Here is a 17,261-nt window from a genome sequence, read left to right on the forward strand (position 1 = left end):
CCGGGATTTTGTCGCTTTTGCGCCCTTTCCGGGCTGGCGCCTCGCGTGCAATAGCGGCAAGCCTCCGATGGAGAGACCGCAGTGACCGACGACCGCAACCGCCTCGGCGAGGAGACGAGCCCCTATCTCCTCCAGCACAAGGACAATCCCGTCCATTGGCGCGCGTGGTCGGCGGAGACGCTGGCGCTCGCCAAGGAGCGCGGCAAGCCCATCCTGCTCTCCAGCGGCTACGCCGCCTGCCATTGGTGCCATGTGATGGCGGCCGAGAGCTTCGAGAGCGAGGCGATCGCCGTGCTGATGAACGAGAGTTTCGTCAATGTGAAGGTCGATCGCGAGGAGCGGCCGGACATAGACCATCTCTATCAGCAGGCGCTGCAGCTCACCGGACGGCGCGGCGGCTGGCCGCTCACAATGTTCCTGACGCCGGACGGCGAGCCCTTTTGGGGCGGCACTTATTTTCCGCCGGAGCCGCGCTATGGAATGCCCGGCTTCGCCGATATTCTGAAGGCGATCTCCGAGCTCTGGCGCGAGAAGCCGGAGGTGGTGACGCGCAATGTGACGGCGATCGGCGACGGGCTGAATCGTCTCGCCGAGACCGCGCCGGCGGATCCGATCTCGCCCGATCTCGTCGAGACGATCGCCGAAAAGCTCGACGGCTATATCGATCGCGCCAATGGCGGCGTCGGCGGCGCGCCGAAATTCCCGCAGGCGGCGAGCCTCGAATTTCTCTGGCGCGCGTGGAAGCGCACGGGCCGCGCCTCTTACCGCGACGCCGTGCTGACGACGCTCGATCATATTTGCCAGGGCGGCATTTATGATCATCTCGCGGGCGGCTTCGCGCGCTATTCGACCGATGAGCGCTGGCTCGTCCCGCATTTCGAGAAAATGCTCTATGACAACGCCCAGCTCGTCGATCTGCTGACGCTCGTCTGGCAAGAAGAGAAGAAGCCGCTCTACGCCGCGCGCATAGAGGAAACCATCGACTGGGCGCTGCGCGAAATGCGCCTCGCAGAAGGCGTCTTCGCGAGCAGCCTCGACGCCGACAGCGAGCATGAAGAAGGCAAATTCTATGTCTGGACCGCGGCCGAAGCAGACGCCATTCTCGGCGAGCGCGCCGCGGCGTTCCGCGCCGTCTACGACATAGAGGACGGCGGCAATTGGGAAGGCAAATCCATTCCCAATCGCCTGCATTCGATGGAACTGCTGTCGGCGGAAGAAGAAGCCGCGCTCGCTCTGGATCGCGCGAAGCTATTGGAGGCGCGCGCGGCGCGCGTGCGGCCGGGCCGCGACGACAAGGCGCTCGCCGATTGGAACGGGCTGATGATCGCCGCAATAGCCAGCGCCGCGCAGGTCTTCGAGCGGAACGACTGGCTCGCTGCGGCGACCGCGGCCTTCGATTTCATCGCCGCGAAAATGACGACCGCCGACGGAAGGCTGCTGCACTCCTATGGCGCCGGCCGCGCGAAACATATGGCCGTGCTGGACGATTACGCCGATCTCACGCGCGCCGCTCTGGCGCTCCATGAGGCGACCGGCGAAGCGCCCTTCCTCGAGCGCGGACGCGATTGGATCGAGATCGTCGAGACGCATTATCGCGACGCCAGCGCCGGCGGCTATTTCTTCACCGCCGACGACGCGGAAGCGCTGATCCGCCGCTCGAAAATCGCCGAGGACGCCCCCTTGCCGTCTGGCAATGGGACGATGACGCATGTTCTGGCGCAGCTCTATCATCTCACCGGCGACGATCGCTATCGCGCCCGCGCCGAATCCACGCTCGCGGCTTTCGCCAGCGCCGTGCGGCGCGGCATGCTCGGCTATTCCACTCTGCTGAACGGCGCCGAGACTTTGCGCGACGGATTGCAGATCGTCATCATCGGCGCGCACGAGGCCAGCGATACAGCCGCGCTGCTGCGTATCGTTCATGGCGTGAGCCTGCCCGGCCGTACGCTCGCCACCGTCGCGCCGAGCGCCGAGCTGCCCCAAACGCATCCGGCCGCCGGCAAGACGCAGATCGATGGCGAAGCCGCGGCCTATGTCTGCCGCGGCGCGACCTGCTCGCTGCCCATTGTCGACGCTGCGGAGCTGGAAAAAGCGCTACGCGCCCCGCGCTGAAGGCGTCTTCCAAGCGAGCGCCGCCGCATAGCCCGGCGGCGCCTCGAGACGCGCGACGCGAAGATCGCCCCAATCCGCCTCGGCATGGCGCAGATCATAGAGATCGCCCTGCCCCGGCCACACAGAGAAGGCCTGCAGCTTCTCCGTTATGCCGAGGCCGAGCGCCTTCAGCGCCGCCTCCTTGGCCACCCAACGCTCGAAAAAGCCGGCGGCGTCGATCCCTTCGCGCTCTTCTCGCGTCAAGGCGATGGAGGAGAGACCGGCGACATCCACCTTTCGATCCGCGCGCTCTATGTCGACGCCGACCTCCCAATGACGCGAGACGGCGATGAGCGCGCAAGCGCTGGAATGCGAGACATTGAAGAAGACGCCCGCTCCGGCGAGCCCGAGCTTGCCGTAAGCCCCGGCGTCGAAGCGCAGCGCCGCCGGTTCGACGCCGAGCCTCTCGCCGATGAGACGCCGCAGAGCCGCGCGCGTCGAGATCATGCGCAGCCGATCCTCATGCCGCAAGAAGCGCAACGCTCTCTCGCGCTCCTCCACGCTCAGCGTGTCCCAATCGGCCTCGGACCAGGGCGCGGCGAGATCGAAATCGAGACGCGTGATCTCGATCCGCCCTTCGCTCACCGCGGGAGCCCAAGAATGCGCCACTGCATGCGCCAATGGATGCGTCACGCGTCCCCCTATCGCTGCGCCTCCGCGACCGGCGCGGCGAGCGTCTCGATCGCTCTCTCGAAAGCCGAAGCGCTCGCGCTGCGCAGCGGACAATAGGGAATGCCGTGGCTTTCGCACAAGCTCTTCACTGCGCCGACAGCGCGATGGCTGACGCAATCGACGGGAAAGAACACGGCGTCGGCGCGCCGCACCAGCTCGCTCAGCATGGCGCGATTGTCCTCCACGCCGCCGTCATGATGGATGAGCGACCCATTGCGCTGCTCGACGAGACGCTGCAGCCGGCACACTGTGCGCGGCCGGCCGCCGACATAGAGCAGGCAGCGGCCGCACAGATCCGTTTCGCTCTCGCGCGGCTCGTCGGCGATGGGCGCCGCCGCCATGGCGATCTCGGAAACGATCGGCGCCGGGGCGGCGCGCGTCTCCTTCGCCTTCGTCCGCTCGAGGCGGCGCTCGAGGCGCGCATGATCCTCGCGCAATTCGGCATGCGAGAGACGGAGCGCCGCGAGCTCGCGCAATGTCTCGTCGCTGCGCTCCGCCGCGCGCAGAGCGTCGACCTCGCGGCGCAGGCTCTCGCATTCGGCGGCGAGCGTGCGCGCCTCACGAAGCTGCGCGCCGAGCCGGGCGATCTCGTCGCGCAACACGGTCAGCTCGTCATTGCGCTCGGCGATGACGCTGGCGAGACGCCGCGCGATCTCGGCCTTCTCGCGTCGCGCTTCGGCCACCTCGCGGGCGTCGCCGCGATGCGCGGCGCCGCTCAGATGCGACATCATGTGAATATCGCCGAAAATGCGCGTCTCCACACCGGGCGTGAGCCGCGGATGGCCGATCAGCGCCCAATAGGCGCCGGGCACGAAGCCATTGTCGACCGCGCTCTCCCAATAGGCGAGCAGCGCCTCCTCGCCGTCGAGCGCCTTGGCCTTACGGATCGCGCCTTCATAGCGCGTGTCGAGATGCTTCTGCACGGCGCGCGAGACGATGTTCTCATCATGCATCTTCTCGACGAAGAGGCCATGCACCTGGTAATCATTGTAGCGCGCTTCCTCGCCGAGGAAGCCGGTGCGCCGCGCGATCTTGCGCAATTCCGCGATCGTCAGACAAGTGCCGACGATCGAGCAATGCGACGCGCCGATGATCTCCCATATGCGGCGGCGTGCGCCCGCCTCCCGCCGCGCGGCGGGCGCGAGCTCGAAGCCCTCGCTCGCCATGGCGGATTTCAGCACGCTCAATGAAACGAGAGGCCGCCGCTCGCTCATGGCGCCGTCTCCACCGCCAAATCGTCACGCGCATTGGTCTGCGCCAGCACGGCGTCGAAACCCTCGAATTCTGGATGGCCGACATAGAGCGGCTTGTTCTTGCCCGCGTCCTTATGCGAATCACGGAATTGCTGCGACGTCGTCCAGGCGAGGAAGCTCGCCTTGGTCTCCCACATCGTATGCGAGGCGTAGAGCGTGTGATCCTCGCGCTCCGGCCCGCGCAGCAGATGGAAGGAGAGGAAGCCCTCCATCTCCTCGAGGCGCGTGCGGCGCGACGCCCAAATCTGCTCGAACGCCTTTTCCTCGCCCTTGACCACCTTGAACCGATTCATTGCGATGAACATGCCGAGCTCCTTTTCGTCGGCCGCGCATGGCGGCCGGAATTGGAGGCCATCGTCGCCCGCCGCCGCGCTGCGATCAAGCCCCGCCTCGGCCGAGGAGGCTGCAAGATTTCCAAAATCCTACTCTGCAAGCTTTCCAGCCGCAGCTCCACGATATCGCCAGAAACGCCGCCATCATCGGCGCGGCGAACGCGAAAGGAGAAGGCCATGTGCGATATAGAAGGCGAGCGGAACAAGATCGACGCTCTGCTCGATGCGGCGGCGCGCGCCGCGCCCGCAGGCGCGCGAAGCGACGAGAGCGCGCTCGCGCGATTTTGTCTCGCCGCCCTCGGCGAGCATTACGCGACCGAATGTCCCGACGAGTGCCTGCGGCGACGCTGCGACGATTTCGCAGCGCGCGTCATGCGCGGCGACGCGATCGCTCAGGAGAACGCCTGAGCGATATCGGCGACGAGATCGTCTGGATGCTCTATGCCGATCGACATGCGCACCAGCGCCGGCGTGATGCCGATCTCGCGTCGCGCCTCCTCCGCCAATCCAGAATGCACGGTGGTCGCTGGATGACACACGAGCGACTCCGTGCCGCCGAGGCTCACCGCCAATTTGAAAATCTGCAGCCGGTTCAAAAAGGCGAAAGCTTCCCTTTCGCCGCCTTCGACATCGAAGGAGAAAGTGGAGCCCGCAGAGCTCGATTGACGCTGCATCAGCGCGCGCGCGGGATGGTCCGGCGGCAGCAGCGGCGGATAATGCGCGCGCGCGACCTTCGGATGCGCGGAGAGATATTCGGCGACGATCGCCGCATTGCTGGCCGCGCGGCGCATGCGCAGCGACAATGTCTCCAGCGAGCGCGCCAGCATCCAGCAGGAATGCGGATCGAGCTGCGTGCCTATGGCGTTGCGCATCGTGCGGATCGGCGCCAGCGCCGCATGCGCGCCGATGACGGCGCCGCCGATGAGATCGCTGTGGCCGCCGACATATTTGGTCAGCGAATAGAGCGAGAGATCGGCGCCATGCTCGAGCGGCGATTGAAACACGGGACCGAGCAATGTGTTGTCGCAGCACAGAATCGGACGGCGCCCTTGGCGCGCGCCGATGTCCTGCGCGATGCGCGCCACCATGTCGATGTCGACGAGGCTGTTCATCGGATTGGACGGCGTCTCGACGAAGATCATGGCGACATTGCCCATCGCCATCGCGCGCTCGGCGGCGTTGCGCACGACAGTCTCGTCGAGCCCGTCGGCGAAGCCGACGCTTTTGATATCGAATGGCGCGAGCGTGCGGCCGATCAGCACCTCGGTTCCGCCATAGAGCGGGCGGCTGTGCAAAATCACCTCGCCCGGCTTCGCATAGGCGAGGATCGTCGTGACGATCGCGGACATGCCGGATGAGAAGACGAGGCCCGCCTCCGCATTCTCATGCACGGCGAGGCGATCCTCGAGGATCTCGAGATTGGGATGATTGAAGCGCGAGTAGACGAGCCCCGGCGCCTCATTGCGCGCATGCGCGCCGCGGCCGGCGATATGGTCGAAATAATCGCGTCCATCCTCCGCCGTGCGGAAAGCGAATGTCGATGTGAGAAACACCGGAGGCTTCACCGATCCTTCGGAGAGAGCCGGATCATAGCCATAGCCGAGCATCAGCGTCTCTGCGTGGAGACGATGATCGCCGATGCGGATCTTGTGATAGCGTTCGCTGCTCATGATCTCTCTCCTGTCATCGACGCACGCGCAAATTGCTTTCGATTCGCTATATGAATTCACGCTCGCGCGCGTCTCTTCGACATTCTCCACATAAATGAATACGTAGCTTTTATCGCTAAGGTCGCATGTGCGTCACAGTCACAGAAAATCGATGAAATGTCACGTCGTTGCGGCTCACCGTCGTTGACCGAATCTCGGCGCGCGACTTAGCATTTCAATAGCCGCATTACCCACGGCGAGCGGACAGCGACAGCGCGCGGCCCATGCGGTGACAAAACTTTGTTGAAAAGGATTCCTCGATGAAGAAGTTATTCTCAGCCACCGCGATTGCACTGGCTCTTTCCGCTGGAGCGGCGCTGGCCGCGGACCTGCCGGCCCTCAAGGCTCCGCTGCCGCCCCCGCTGCCGCCGCCGCCCCTGTGGACCGGATTCTATGTCGGTTTGAATGCCGGCTATTCCTGGGGCTCGACGAACAACGTCGAAGTCGGCACGGCCAATCTTTACGACACTTTCGGCAACAATGGCCTGCTTCCTTTCGTGATCGATCCGGGCGCCGGCGCGGCCGCCCTGGCCGCGAGCGGCAATGTGAACGCTCAACGCAACGGCTTCATCGGCGGCGGTCAGGTCGGCTATAATTATCAATTCGGCAACAGCTTCCTGGTCGGTCTCGAAGCCGATTTGCAGGGAACCGGCATCCGCAGCGAGAACAGCTTCACCGGCGGCACCAGCTGGAACGCGTTCAATGTCGCGGCCGGCCCCTTCGGCCTCTCTTTCGATCGCTCCGCCGCCGGCACGACGACGGTGACGACGCGCACTGATTGGCTCGGCACGGTTCGCGGCCGTTTGGGCTACATTTGGGGACCGTCTTTCCTGATCTACGCCACCGGCGGTCTCGCCTACGGCGGCGTGCAGGCGACGACGAACCAGTCGCTTTTGCTCAACAACACCCTCTCTGCGAGCGTCCTCGGCGCGCAGGTGGCCGCCCTCAGCGTGCCCTATGCCTCGATCGGCGGCATCGGACGCTACAACGAGTCGCGCATCGGCTGGACGGTCGGCGGCGGCATCGAATGGCTGTTCGCTCCGAACCTGAGCTTCAAGGCGGAATATCTCTACTATGATCTCGGCGAGGTCCGTTATCTCAATGGCCCGCTCGCCGCGGTCGGCCCGCAGCTGACGGTGCTCGGCTTCACCTCGCCGGCGCTCACCTCGATCAACCAAGGCATCACGCGCGTGAAATTCGACGGACACATCGCGCGCGTCGGCATCAACTATCACTTCGTGTCGGCGCCGCCGGTGGCGGTCGTCGCGAGATATTGATCCGACCTTCGCTTTGAAGTCGCGATAGCCCGGCCGTCACGGCCGGGCTTTTCGTTTGTCGCGCAGAGTTCGGCGTGGATATTTCGGAGCGGTTCGCGCTAGAAGACGGCGATGCAACGAAAGCTCCGCCGCAAATGATCTCCGCTGCCGTGATGTTCGCGCCCGTGATCTTCGCTCCCACCTGGGCCTGGGTCGCATTCACTCTCATCGCCGCGGGCGGACAGACGCTGCGCAACGCTCTGCAGCGCGATCTCACCGATAAGCTCGGCGCCGCAAGCGCGACCTTCGTGCGCTTTCTTTTCGGCTGTCCCTTCGCCTTTCTCATTCTCGCCGGCGCCTGCGCCATCGCCAATGTTCCGCCGCCGGCGCCTCGAGCGCACACTCTGCTCGTCATCGCAGCGGCGGCCGCGCTGCAGATCGCGGCGACGGCGTTGATGCTCGTCTCGATGAAGGAGCGCTCCTTCGTCATCGTGACGGCGTTGCTGAAGACGGAAGCGGCGCAGCTCGTCGTCTTCGGACTATTGTTCCTCGGCGAGGCTGCGACGCCGGCGCTCGCGCTCGGCGCATTCTGCGCGACATTGGGCGTGCTCGCTCTGTCGCTGCCCGATCCCGCGGCGGCGCTGCGAGGCGCCACTTGGCGGCCGATTTTCTACGGCCTCGCCTCGGCGGCGCTGTTCGGCGGCTCCACCGTTCTGTATCGCGAGGGCGTGCTGGCGCTCGGCGGCCCCTCCATCATGGTCGCGGCCGCGACCGAGCTGGTTCTCGGCCTCGTCTTGCAAACGGCTCTGATCTTGCTCTATCTGGGCGTCTTCGACCGCGGGGGCCTTTTCGCCATCGTCGCTCAATGGCGGGAATCTCTGTCGGCGGGACTGCTCGGCGCCTTTGCGACGCTGTTCTGGTTCCTGGCCTTCGCTCTCGAAACCGCGCCGCGCGTGCGCACGCTGGCGCTGATCGAAGTCTTGTTCGCGCAAATGGTCACGCGCCGCATGTTCGCGCAGAGGACCGGAGCGCGGGAATGGCTCGGCCTGGCGATGCTGGTCGCCGGCGTCGCGGCCGTGTTGAACGGCGGATAGCGGCCCCTTTGGCCCGCGTCCTCGAGAATTGCGAGATCAAGAGATGGCGTCCCAGATCGACGGCCCCCGAATTCAGCCCAAGGCCGGCAAGGCCAAGCAGCTCGTCGTCTTCCTCCATGGCTATGGCGCGGACGGCAATGATCTCATCGAGATCGGCCGGCAATGGCGGTCCTTCCTGCCGGACGCCGCCTTCGTCTCCCCCCATGCGCCGGAGCGCTGCGCGCTGTCGCCCAATGGGCGGCAATGGTTTCCGCTGACCATGCGCGACCCCGGCGAGCGCTGGCGCGGCGTGGTGGCGACGCGGCCGCTGCTGGAGAGCTTCCTCGCTGAGGAGCTGGCCAAGAACGAGCTGGACGAGAGCAAGCTCGCTCTGGTCGGCTTCAGCCAGGGGACGATGCTGGCGCTGCATGTGGGCCTGCGGCTGCGCCGCGCGCCGGCAGCGATTCTCGGCTATTCCGGCGTTCTGGTGGCAGGCAGCGAGCCGCCGGATATCCCCCCGCAATTCGGAACCAAGCCGCCGTCGGTCCTGCTCGTCCATGGCGAGGAGGATTCGATGATCCCGGCCGATGCGCTGCTGCTCTCGGCCAATGCGCTGGCCAAGGCCGATGTGCCGACGCAATGGCATCTTTCCGCCGGGCTCGACCATGGCATAGACAATGCCGGCCTGCTGCATGGCGGCCTGTTTCTGGCCAGGAGCTTCGGCCTGTCGGTCGAGTTCGGCCGCCGCGGCGGCGGCGCGCCCCCCCGCTGAGCCTTCCTCAGAGCGCCGGGGCGTCGCGCCCGGCGCCGGCGCCCACCGGGGCCAGCACCTCGTCCAGCGGCGGCAGGGCGCGGCGCACGGCGCGACGCAGGCCGGCCGGCCGATAGAGCTGCTTGGTCGCCTCGACGATATGGACCCCGCCGCCCGGCAGCGAGAAGCGCCCGGCGATTCGCTCGAAGGCGGGAGCCGAGCGCAGCAGCGACGCGCGGGCGAAGGGCGGCACATAGAGCGCCTCTCCCCAGAAGACGGGAAGCAGCAGCGTCTCCTGCAGCAAGCTCTGCAGCTGGCCGCGCGAATAGGGATGGCCATGGCCGAAAGGCGTCGTGTCCACCCGCGCCCACAGGCCCGAGCGGCTGGGGACGACGACGATCACCCGACCGCCGGGCGCGAGAATGCGCCAAATCTCCTCCAATATGTCGCGCGGCGATTCGCCGACCTCGAGCGCATGGACGACGATAACGCGGTCGATGCTGGCGTCGGGCAGCGGCATCATCGTCGTCTCGACCAGCGCCGAGGCCGAGCGGCCGCCATTGGGCCAATGGACGACGCCCTGGGCCGCCGGCATGAAGGCGAGCACGCGCTGCGCCCGCTCCTGAAAATCGACGAGATAGGGCGTGGCGTAGCCGATTCCGAGCACACGCAGCCCGGAGTGATCCTCCCAGCGGGTCCGCGCCAAGCGCCCGACGAGGCGCAGCGCCACCTGGCCGAGCGGCGAAGCGTAAAAATTCCGCAAGTCGACGACGTCGAGCGACATATCTGCTATTTCGCATTTATCTACGGCGCGACGCAAGCGCGTGAAACGGTCGCGGCCGCGATCGCCTCACTGACCCTAGACGTTTCGACAGGAGCAGCGCAATGAGCGTCGAGGTTGTTCAGTTCATTTGCCTCACCGATAATTTCGGCCTGCTGCTGCGGGACGAGGCGACCGGCGCCGTCGCCTCCATCGACGCGCCCGACGCGCGCGCCATAGCGGCGGAATTGTCGCGGCGCGGCTGGACGCTCACCGATATTCTCGTCACCCATCACCACGCCGACCACATCCAGGGCGTGGCGGGGCTGAAGGCGCTGTTTCCAAAGGCGCGCACCGTCGGCCCGCGCAAGGATCGCGCGCGTATCCCCGGCCTCGACCTCGAGGTCGGCGAGGGCGATTCGGTGATGGTCGGCTCCGCGACGGCTCGGGTGATAGAGGCGCCGGGACACACGACCGGCCATATTCTCTATCATTTCGAGGCGGAGGAGATTCTCTTCGTCGGCGACGTGCTGTTCTCGCTGGGCTGCGGCCGCGTCTTCGAGACGCCGATGGACGTCATGTACGCCTCGCTGGAGAAGATCGCCGAATTGCCGCCGGAGACGCGCGTCTATTGCGGCCATGAATATACGCAGGCCAATGCGCGATTCGCGCGCACCGTCGATCCGGACAATCCTCTGCTCGCCGAGCGCGCGCGCGAAGTCGATGCGTTACGCGCCGCGGGCGAGCCCACTTTGCCGACGACCATCGCTCTCGAGCTCGCGACAAATCCCTTCCTGCGCGCCGAGGACCCGCAGCTGCGGCGCACGCTCGGCATGGAGACGGCCGATCCGGTCCATGTCTTCACGCAGATCCGCGAAAGAAAGAATGTGTTTCGATGACGATGGATACGAGCCTTTCGGCCGCCGATATCGCGCGGCTGCTCTCCCTCGCGCCGCATCCGGAAGGCGGCTTCTATCGCGAGACCTTTCGTGATTCCCGCGCGGTGGCGGACGGCCGCGCCGCCTCGACGGCCATCTATTATCTGCTCGGCGCGGGCGAGGTCTCCGCCTGGCATCGCGTCGACGCCGCCGAGATTTGGCATTATTACGCCGGCGCGCCGCTCGCCCTCGACATTTCCGCGACGGGCGAAACGAGCGCGCGGCATATACTCGGCGCGCAGGTGACGCAGGGCGAGCAGCCGCAGATCGTCGTGCCGGCCGATCAATGGCAGAGCGCGCGCAGCCTCGGCGCCTGGACGCTGGTCGGCTGCACGGTCGCGCCGGGCTTCGAGTTCTCCCGCTTCGAGCTGGCCTCGGCGGATTTTTCTCCGCTGCGCGACGAAAGCGCGGAATAGGCCGAATCACGCCGATTTTGGATCGCGAATGAGCGAAAACGGGCGATCCTCGCGCGCCGGCCGATGCGGCGCGCCGCGAGCCCGCGGGGCCGCGCCGACCCGCTAAACGACCCGTTTACTTTTGGCCCCCAATACTCGCTGCATCCGTATTCGTTCGATCAGGCCCAACCGATGCAATTGCGCCATCTCGCCGATAAGGCGGTTTCCACGGGATTGCAGGAGCCGGCCTCCTCCCCCACCGCGCCCGCTCCGACCGCGGAGCCGCGCCAGCCCGCGGGACCGGATGCGCTCGACATTCTCGCCTCGATCGGCATGCTCGCCTATACGTGGGACATTGCGACCGATCGGCTCGACTGGGGCGACAATCTCGCCGAGGTGCTGACCAGCTTCGCCGATGTCGATCTCTCGAGCGGGCGCGCCTATGGCGAGCGGCTCGGCGCGCAGAGCGCGACCTCGCGCTTCGACGCCATCGTCACCGCCACCGGCAGCGATGACGGCAATGGCGTGTTTTTCAACGCCATCTACGCGCTCGTGCCGCCACGCGAGACCGGCGGCGGCCCGCTGGTCTGGATCGAGGATTGCGGCAAATGGTTCGCCGGCCGCGACGGCCGCCCGAGCCGCGCCCATGGAGTCGTGCGCGTCATCACCGAGCGCCACGAGATGGAGCGCCGCATGACGCGCAGCGCGCAATTCGACGCGCTCACCGGCGCGATGAGCCGCGCTCTTTTGGCGGAACATTCGCTGCGCCTGCTCGGACAGCCCGAGAAGACGCGCAAGCCTTTCGCCATTCTGCTCGTCGCGCTGGAGAATCTCTTCGCGCTCAATCGCACCTACGGCTATGACGCCGGCGACGAGATCATCGTCGGCCTCGCCTCGCGGCTGCGGACCAATGTTCGCGTCAATGATCTCGTGGCGCGCTACGCCGGCAATAAATTCGCCGTGCTGCTCGAGAATTGCGACGTCGAGCAGGCCAAATCGACGGGCCAGCGGCTCATCGAGGTGATCGCCCAAACGCCTTTCGCGACCGAGGTCGGCGGGGTTTCCGTATCGGCGCGCATCGGCGCCGTCGTCGCGCCGCGCGACGGAAGATCGCCGGCCGTGCTGTTCCAGCACGCCGAGGAGGCGCTCGACGCCGCGCGCCAGCGCAATGCGCATCGGCTCGTCTGCTACGCCACCTCGCTGGCGCGCGACAATGGGCGGCTGCATGCGCTGCAGATTTCCGACAGCGTCGTTTCCGCGCTCAATGAGCGTCGCGTCGAGCTGGCCTTTCAGCCCATCGTGCAAGCGCAGACCGGCGATACGGCCTTTTACGAGGCGCTGCTGCGCGTGCGGCTCGCCGACGGCTCCATCGTCGTGCCCGGCGACATTCTGCCCATCGCCGAGAAATCCGGCCTGGTGCGCCTTCTCGATCAGCGCGTTCTGGAGCTGGCGCTCACGCAGCTGCGCGCCGATCCGTCGCTGCGCATCTCGGTCAACGCCTCGGTCGCCACGCTGCATGATCCCGAATGGCCGGAATGGCTCGCCAACGCCACGCGCGTCTATCCGGGCGTCGCGGATCGCCTCACAATAGAGATCACCGAGACGACGCTGATCGACGATTTCGACAAAACGCGGCAGCTGATCACCGACTGCAAGGGCCTCGGCATCAAATTCGCCATGGATGATTTCGGCGCCGGGCACACATCCTTCCGCAATCTGCGCCTGCTTGACTTCGATTTCGTCAAGATCGACGGCGTCTTCATCCAGAACATCATCAAATCGCAGGATGATCGCTTCTTCGTGCGCACCCTCACCGATCTCGCGCGGCATCTCGGCCTGAAGATCGTCGCGGAATGGGTGGAGGACGAGGAGACGGCGCAGCTGCTGCAAGGCTGGGGCGTCGATTACTTCCAGGGCTCGCTGTTCGGCTCGGCGGTGGTGGTCGCGGCGCCGGGCGAGTCGCAGAACCTCTCCCGGCGCGCCTGAGCGGCGCCGGGTCTTTCGTGGGGCTCGCCCCGAGGGCAAAGTCGCCCCGAGCGGCGCCGAGCCTTCGCGGCTCGCCCGTCGAGGGCGAGCCGATCGCGCCGAAAACCCGAGCTCAGCCGCTCTTCGTCGACAATTGATCGATGCGCTTGTTCAGCTCGTCGAGCTGGCGCTTCATCTCGTCGAGATCGGAGCGCGGCGGCTCGGCGGCGGCCGCTGTCGTCTCGGTGGAGGCGGCGGGCGGCTCGGCCGGCAGGCCGAAGGGGTTGAACATGGTCAGCGCATGGCGGAACACCGCCATATTCTTGCGCGCCTGCTCCTCGAGCGACTGAAACGCCTGACGAGTCGGCGCGCCGAAAGGCGCGCCTTCGAGCGCCTGCGAGACCTGATCGCGGAATTTCTGCTGATCGCGCGTCAGCCGATCGATGCTGAACTCGAGATAGCTCGGCACCAGCATCTGCATCGAATCGCCATAGAAGCGGATGAGCTGGCGCAAGAAGGCGATCGGCAGCAGGCTCTGGCCGTCCTTGCCCTCCTGCTCGAAGATGATCTGCGTCAGCACGGGGCGGGTGATGTCCTCCCCCGTCTTGGCGTCACAGACGACGAAATCCTCGCCGCGCTTGACCATGGCCGCGAGATCCTCGAGCGTGACATAAGTGCTCGTGCCCGTGTCATAGAGACGCCGATTGGCGTATTTCTTGATCGTCGTCGGCTTTTTTTCGGTGGCCATGTTCCGCCCGCCGCCTCCGTCGTCCTGGCGCGCCGCCACGATCTTCTCGGCTCCGGCGGGCTGAGCGCCGGCTCCCTTCTCATATTTCGGCGTGCGTAGCAAAATTTCCTCGCTTCTCGTCCAGCGACGCGCAGAGCGACCGCGGCTTCTTTCCGAACGATAGCCGCAACCGCACGCATCCCGCAATAAATTCGTCGCGAAAAGGTTTTTTCCTCCCGCAAAGGTCGAATTCGGGGCGCGGGAGCCTCTCGATAAGAGCCGCGGCCTCGGCTATATTGCGAAAGACCATTCGCCGAACGCCCATAGGAGGACGACATGCCGATCACCAAGCTGCTGCTCGCGGCGGCCGCGGCGCTCCTCGTCGGGGCCTGCAACACCACGAGCCTGGCCGAGCAGCGCGCCGCCGATGACATCCGCTGCCGAAATTATGGTTTCCGGCCCGGGACCGACCCATTCTCCAAATGCCTGATGCAGGTGGACCTCGACCGCTCCGCCGATCGACGCGCCGCCCGCTACGACTATCCCTATGGCTATGGGCCGCGCGGCGGCTATTGGGGTCGAGGCTGGTGGTGACGGCGGAAATCTGACGGAAAAAGGGTGATTTTGCGATTTTTCGCCGCAATGCGGCATGCGGTTTCCCGCAGCGCAGCAATAGGCTATGAGAGGCGCAGCGCCGCCGGGAGCCCGAGCGCTTGAGACGCGCTCGACCATATGCGAAACAGCGCGCCGAGGCGGCGCGCGCGGCGGCCGATTCGCCGATCGGCGCCCCGCCCGAGACGGGCGCTAAAGGACGCCGGCGGGAACGAGACAGGCCGGAAACGGAATTGGGCTCATGTTGTTCAACATAGAAGCCGACCGTGGCGACCAGATCGTCGGCTATGTCGTTCCGGACGATTATACCGCCTCGCCGACGCTTCGCATCACTCAGAGCGGCATTCAGATCGCGGAGCTGCCCTGCCGCGAGGCGCGGCCGTCGCTGGTAGCCGCCGGCCGTCACGCCACCGGCCTGTGCGGCTTCACCGTCGACAGCTCGATCGTTCCCGACCTCGTGTCGAATCAGAGCCTCGAGATTCGCGACGCCGAATCCGGCATCATGATCTACCGCCGGCGCAATGGCTCGGAGGTCACGCATCGTCGCGTGTTTCGGCTGGAGACGCATCTCTTTCCGCTGTGGCGGCTGGACGAGAAGGTCGAGCACAGATTTCAGTTCTTCCACAAGGGCGTGGAACGGCATGGACGCGAGACCGCGCTGCAGGTCTTCATGCTGGAGAACGTCAACTCGCTCTACGTCAGCGGCCGCCTGACCTTCTCGAGCTATTCCAACTATCTGCAAGACAAGTTCAATTCCATCATCCTGATGCACGACCCCTATCTCGAGCTCGCCGAGCGGCTGCTGACGCTCAAGCATGTCTCGCGCTTCGGCGAGGAGCTGCTGGGGCCGCGCGACATGCTCACCTATCAGCGGGCGATCGAGTTCGCGCAGCAGATCGAGCCGGACGGCTCCGGCCTGCGGCGCGCTTTCGACTCGATGCCGCGCGACGTCATCGGCGCGCTCGCCAATCCGCTGACGCGGCAGCTCGCCTCCGAGGCGCTGGATGAACCGCCGCCCAAGAACGGCGTCGCCAAGGCGCTCGCCGCTCTCGCCAGCTTTTCCGTGGTCGGGCTGCGGGAAAGTCAGGACCGTTTTCTCGAGGAGGTGGAGGCCCTGCTCGACATAGAGCCCGGCGTTCTGCCGACGCTGCCGCATTTCGCGGCGGTCGGCGAGCTGGCGCGGGAGCTGCGCCGGCTGCCGGAGGTCGATCTGCTGCTGGAGCAGGACCTCGAAATCTACCAAACCGCCAAAGCGGCGATCGAGGAGGCCTTTTGACGAAGATTTCTGACGCGGCAAAGCGCGCGCTGACGCAGGCGCGGATCGCCGGCGGGCGCCGATGATCGAGACCAGGCCGCCGCTCGACGACGAGCGCCTCCGCTCGCGCATGGATCCGAAGCTGGAGCCGAAGCCCGCGCGCGCGCTCGTTCCGGCCGCATGGCTGCGGCCGCTCGCCAATGCGCCGGAGACCGCGCGTCAGATCGTCGACCAAGTCGAGCGGATCGCGACGGAGGCCAATCGCGCGCTCGAGAGCCGCACGCGCATTCCGCCACTCTGGCTGAGCTTCATCGCCTTCGTGATCATTCCGTCCTTCGTGGCGTCGGTCTATTTCGCCTTTTTCGCCGCCGACCAATTCGCGGTCGAGACGCGTTTCGCAGTGCGCGCGATCGAGCTGGAGGCCATCGCGACGCCCAAGGGCGAATCGGCGGCCTTCACCTTCACGCCGTCCGGGCAGAACGCCTATATCGTCACGAGCTACATCCGCAGCCGGGCGATCGTCAGCGATGTGCTGGCCAAGCTCGATCTGCGCGCCCTCTACCGCCGGCCGGAGGCCGATTTCTGGGCGCGCCTGCGCCGCAACGCCACGATGGAGCAGCTGACCGATTATTGGCAGTCCATGGTCGAGACCACGGTCGACGCCAATTCCAGCCTCGTCACCGTCAATGTCCGCGCCTTCCGCAAGGAGGACGCCTACGCGCTCGCCAACGCCATCGTCGCGGCGAGCGAGGCGCTGGTCAATCGCATCTCCGAGCGCGCGCGCCGCGACGCCACAGCAATGGCGGAAAGAGACGTGCGCCGCGCCTTCGAGGCGGTGCAGGCGACGCTGTCCGATCTGCACAAGTTCCGCGACGAGTTCGGCGTCATCGACCCGACCCTGACCGGAACCGAGATCGGCAAGCTGCTGGCGCCGCTCGTCGCCCAGAAGATCAAGCTCGAGAGCGAGCTTTTCGTCGCCGGACATGAATTGTCGCCGGATGCGCCGACAGTGCGCGTGCTGCGCGAGCAGCTCGCCTCCGCCGAGAAACAGATCAAGGAGCTGAAGAGCAAGCTCACCTCCAATGACGGCGCGCGCTCCTCCACCTCCACCGTGGCTGGAATTCTGGCGAAGTTCGAGGAGCTCGAGGTTCGCAAGGCGCTCGCCGAGCGCTTCTATGCGCTCTCCAAGGCCGATCTCGATCGCGCGCAATTGCGCGCCAATCGGCAGAGCATCTATTTGACCGTCTTCGTTCCCCCGGCGGCGCCGGAGATTTCCCGCTATCCGCACCGATTGAGTTACCCCTTGCTGATCTTCCTCGGCTTCGCCATCGTGTGGAGCATCGTCGTGCTGCTGCTGGCGACGATCGAGGATCACAGGCTGTGAGCCGCGCAGGCCCGGCGACGCGATAAGC

General features: G+C 66.0%; 17 protein-coding genes. 11 read left to right on the plus strand and 6 right to left on the minus strand.

Annotated elements, in window-relative coordinates; genetic code table 11:
* Positions 1-81: 81 nt before the first annotated feature.
* Positions 82-2,112, plus strand: a complete 2,031-nt coding sequence (locus EDE12_RS10630; protein ID WP_026598996.1) for a thioredoxin domain-containing protein — start codon at positions 82-84, stop codon at positions 2,110-2,112.
* Here the strand turns inward: EDE12_RS10630 and EDE12_RS10635 are convergent.
* Genes EDE12_RS10635 through EDE12_RS10645 form a run of 3 tightly spaced genes read right to left on the minus strand, consistent with a single transcriptional unit; the run spans position 2,095 to position 4,381 of the window.
* Positions 2,095-2,784: a 4'-phosphopantetheinyl transferase superfamily protein gene (locus EDE12_RS10635; protein WP_134188078.1), complete on the minus strand. Its 690-nt coding sequence runs from the start codon at positions 2,782-2,784 to the stop codon at positions 2,095-2,097. The two genes, EDE12_RS10630 and EDE12_RS10635, sit on opposite strands and share 18 nt — an antisense overlap.
* Before the next feature lie 8 nt (positions 2,785-2,792).
* Complete coding sequence (locus EDE12_RS10640) at positions 2,793-4,037, minus strand: DUF2325 domain-containing protein (protein WP_026598998.1); 1,245 nt, start codon at positions 4,035-4,037, stop codon at positions 2,793-2,795.
* Entirely contained in the window at positions 4,034-4,381 is a 348-nt protein-coding gene (locus EDE12_RS10645; RefSeq protein WP_024880513.1) for an antibiotic biosynthesis monooxygenase, read from the minus strand. Before EDE12_RS10645 ends, EDE12_RS10640 begins: the two co-directional genes overlap by 4 nt.
* A gap of 204 nt (positions 4,382-4,585) precedes the next feature.
* Between EDE12_RS10645 and EDE12_RS10650 the strand changes: the two genes are divergently transcribed.
* On the plus strand, positions 4,586-4,816 hold the full coding sequence (locus EDE12_RS10650) for a hypothetical protein (protein ID WP_024880514.1): 231 nt from the start codon (positions 4,586-4,588) through the stop codon (positions 4,814-4,816).
* Here EDE12_RS10650 and EDE12_RS10655 read toward each other — a convergent pair.
* Complete coding sequence (locus EDE12_RS10655; protein WP_026598999.1) at positions 4,801-6,078, minus strand: cystathionine gamma-synthase family protein; 1,278 nt, start codon at positions 6,076-6,078, stop codon at positions 4,801-4,803. The two genes, EDE12_RS10650 and EDE12_RS10655, sit on opposite strands and share 16 nt — an antisense overlap.
* Positions 6,079-6,377: 299 nt before the next feature.
* Here EDE12_RS10655 and EDE12_RS10660 point away from each other — a divergent pair, with 299 nt between their 5' ends.
* The 3 genes from EDE12_RS10660 (at position 6,378) to EDE12_RS10670 (ending at position 9,218) form a co-directional block, all read left to right on the plus strand.
* Entirely contained in the window at positions 6,378-7,394 is a 1,017-nt protein-coding gene (locus EDE12_RS10660) for an outer membrane beta-barrel protein (protein WP_024880516.1), read from the plus strand.
* A 134-nt stretch (positions 7,395-7,528) separates the two neighbouring features.
* On the plus strand, positions 7,529-8,467 hold the full coding sequence (locus EDE12_RS10665) for a hypothetical protein (protein ID WP_051592663.1): 939 nt from the start codon (positions 7,529-7,531) through the stop codon (positions 8,465-8,467).
* Positions 8,468-8,510: 43 nt separating this feature from the next.
* Positions 8,511-9,218, plus strand: coding sequence for a dienelactone hydrolase family protein (locus tag EDE12_RS10670; RefSeq protein ID WP_024880518.1), 708 nt, complete (start codon positions 8,511-8,513; stop codon positions 9,216-9,218).
* Positions 9,219-9,225: 7 nt separating this feature from the next.
* On the opposite strand, the gene EDE12_RS10675 is transcribed toward EDE12_RS10670, so the two are convergent.
* Positions 9,226-9,981 carry a class I SAM-dependent methyltransferase gene (locus tag EDE12_RS10675; RefSeq protein WP_024880519.1) on the minus strand — a complete coding sequence of 252 codons (756 nt, stop codon included), beginning with the start codon at positions 9,979-9,981 and terminating at the stop codon, positions 9,226-9,228.
* Positions 9,982-10,082: 101 nt separating this feature from the next.
* Between EDE12_RS10675 and gloB the strand changes: the two genes are divergently transcribed.
* The 3 genes from gloB (at position 10,083) to EDE12_RS10690 (ending at position 13,276) form a co-directional block, all read left to right on the plus strand.
* A complete protein-coding gene (gene gloB, locus EDE12_RS10680) occupies positions 10,083-10,856 on the plus strand; it encodes a hydroxyacylglutathione hydrolase (protein WP_026599001.1) in 774 nt (257 codons plus the stop codon).
* 2 nt (positions 10,857-10,858) lie between these two features.
* Positions 10,859-11,311 carry a cupin domain-containing protein gene (locus EDE12_RS10685; protein WP_026599002.1) on the plus strand — a complete coding sequence of 151 codons (453 nt, stop codon included), beginning with the start codon at positions 10,859-10,861 and terminating at the stop codon, positions 11,309-11,311.
* A gap of 171 nt (positions 11,312-11,482) precedes the next feature.
* Positions 11,483-13,276, plus strand: a complete 1,794-nt coding sequence (locus tag EDE12_RS10690; protein WP_026599003.1) for a bifunctional diguanylate cyclase/phosphodiesterase — start codon at positions 11,483-11,485, stop codon at positions 13,274-13,276.
* 112 nt (positions 13,277-13,388) lie between these two features.
* Here EDE12_RS10690 and phaR read toward each other — a convergent pair whose 3' ends face one another.
* On the minus strand, positions 13,389-14,003 hold the full coding sequence (gene phaR / locus EDE12_RS10695) for a polyhydroxyalkanoate synthesis repressor PhaR (RefSeq protein WP_026599004.1): 615 nt from the start codon (positions 14,001-14,003) through the stop codon (positions 13,389-13,391).
* Positions 14,004-14,318: 315 nt separating this feature from the next.
* On the opposite strand from phaR, the gene EDE12_RS10700 reads away from it, so the two are divergent.
* The 3 genes from EDE12_RS10700 (at position 14,319) to EDE12_RS10710 (ending at position 17,233) form a co-directional block, all read left to right on the plus strand.
* Positions 14,319-14,576: a hypothetical protein gene (locus tag EDE12_RS10700; RefSeq protein WP_024880524.1), complete on the plus strand. Its 258-nt coding sequence runs from the start codon at positions 14,319-14,321 to the stop codon at positions 14,574-14,576.
* Positions 14,577-14,835: 259 nt separating this feature from the next.
* Entirely contained in the window at positions 14,836-15,870 is a 1,035-nt protein-coding gene (locus EDE12_RS10705; RefSeq protein WP_024880525.1) for a hypothetical protein, read from the plus strand.
* Between the two features lie 61 nt (positions 15,871-15,931).
* The gene (locus tag EDE12_RS10710; protein ID WP_026599005.1) at positions 15,932-17,233 is read left to right on the plus strand and encodes a capsule biosynthesis protein; all 1,302 of its coding nucleotides are present in this window, start codon (positions 15,932-15,934) and stop codon (positions 17,231-17,233) included.
* Positions 17,234-17,261 lie beyond the last annotated feature (28 nt).

The sequence above is a fragment of the Methylosinus sp. sav-2 genome (assembly GCF_004366495.1).
In the GTDB taxonomy this organism is placed as follows: Bacteria; Pseudomonadota; Alphaproteobacteria; order Rhizobiales; family Beijerinckiaceae; genus Methylosinus.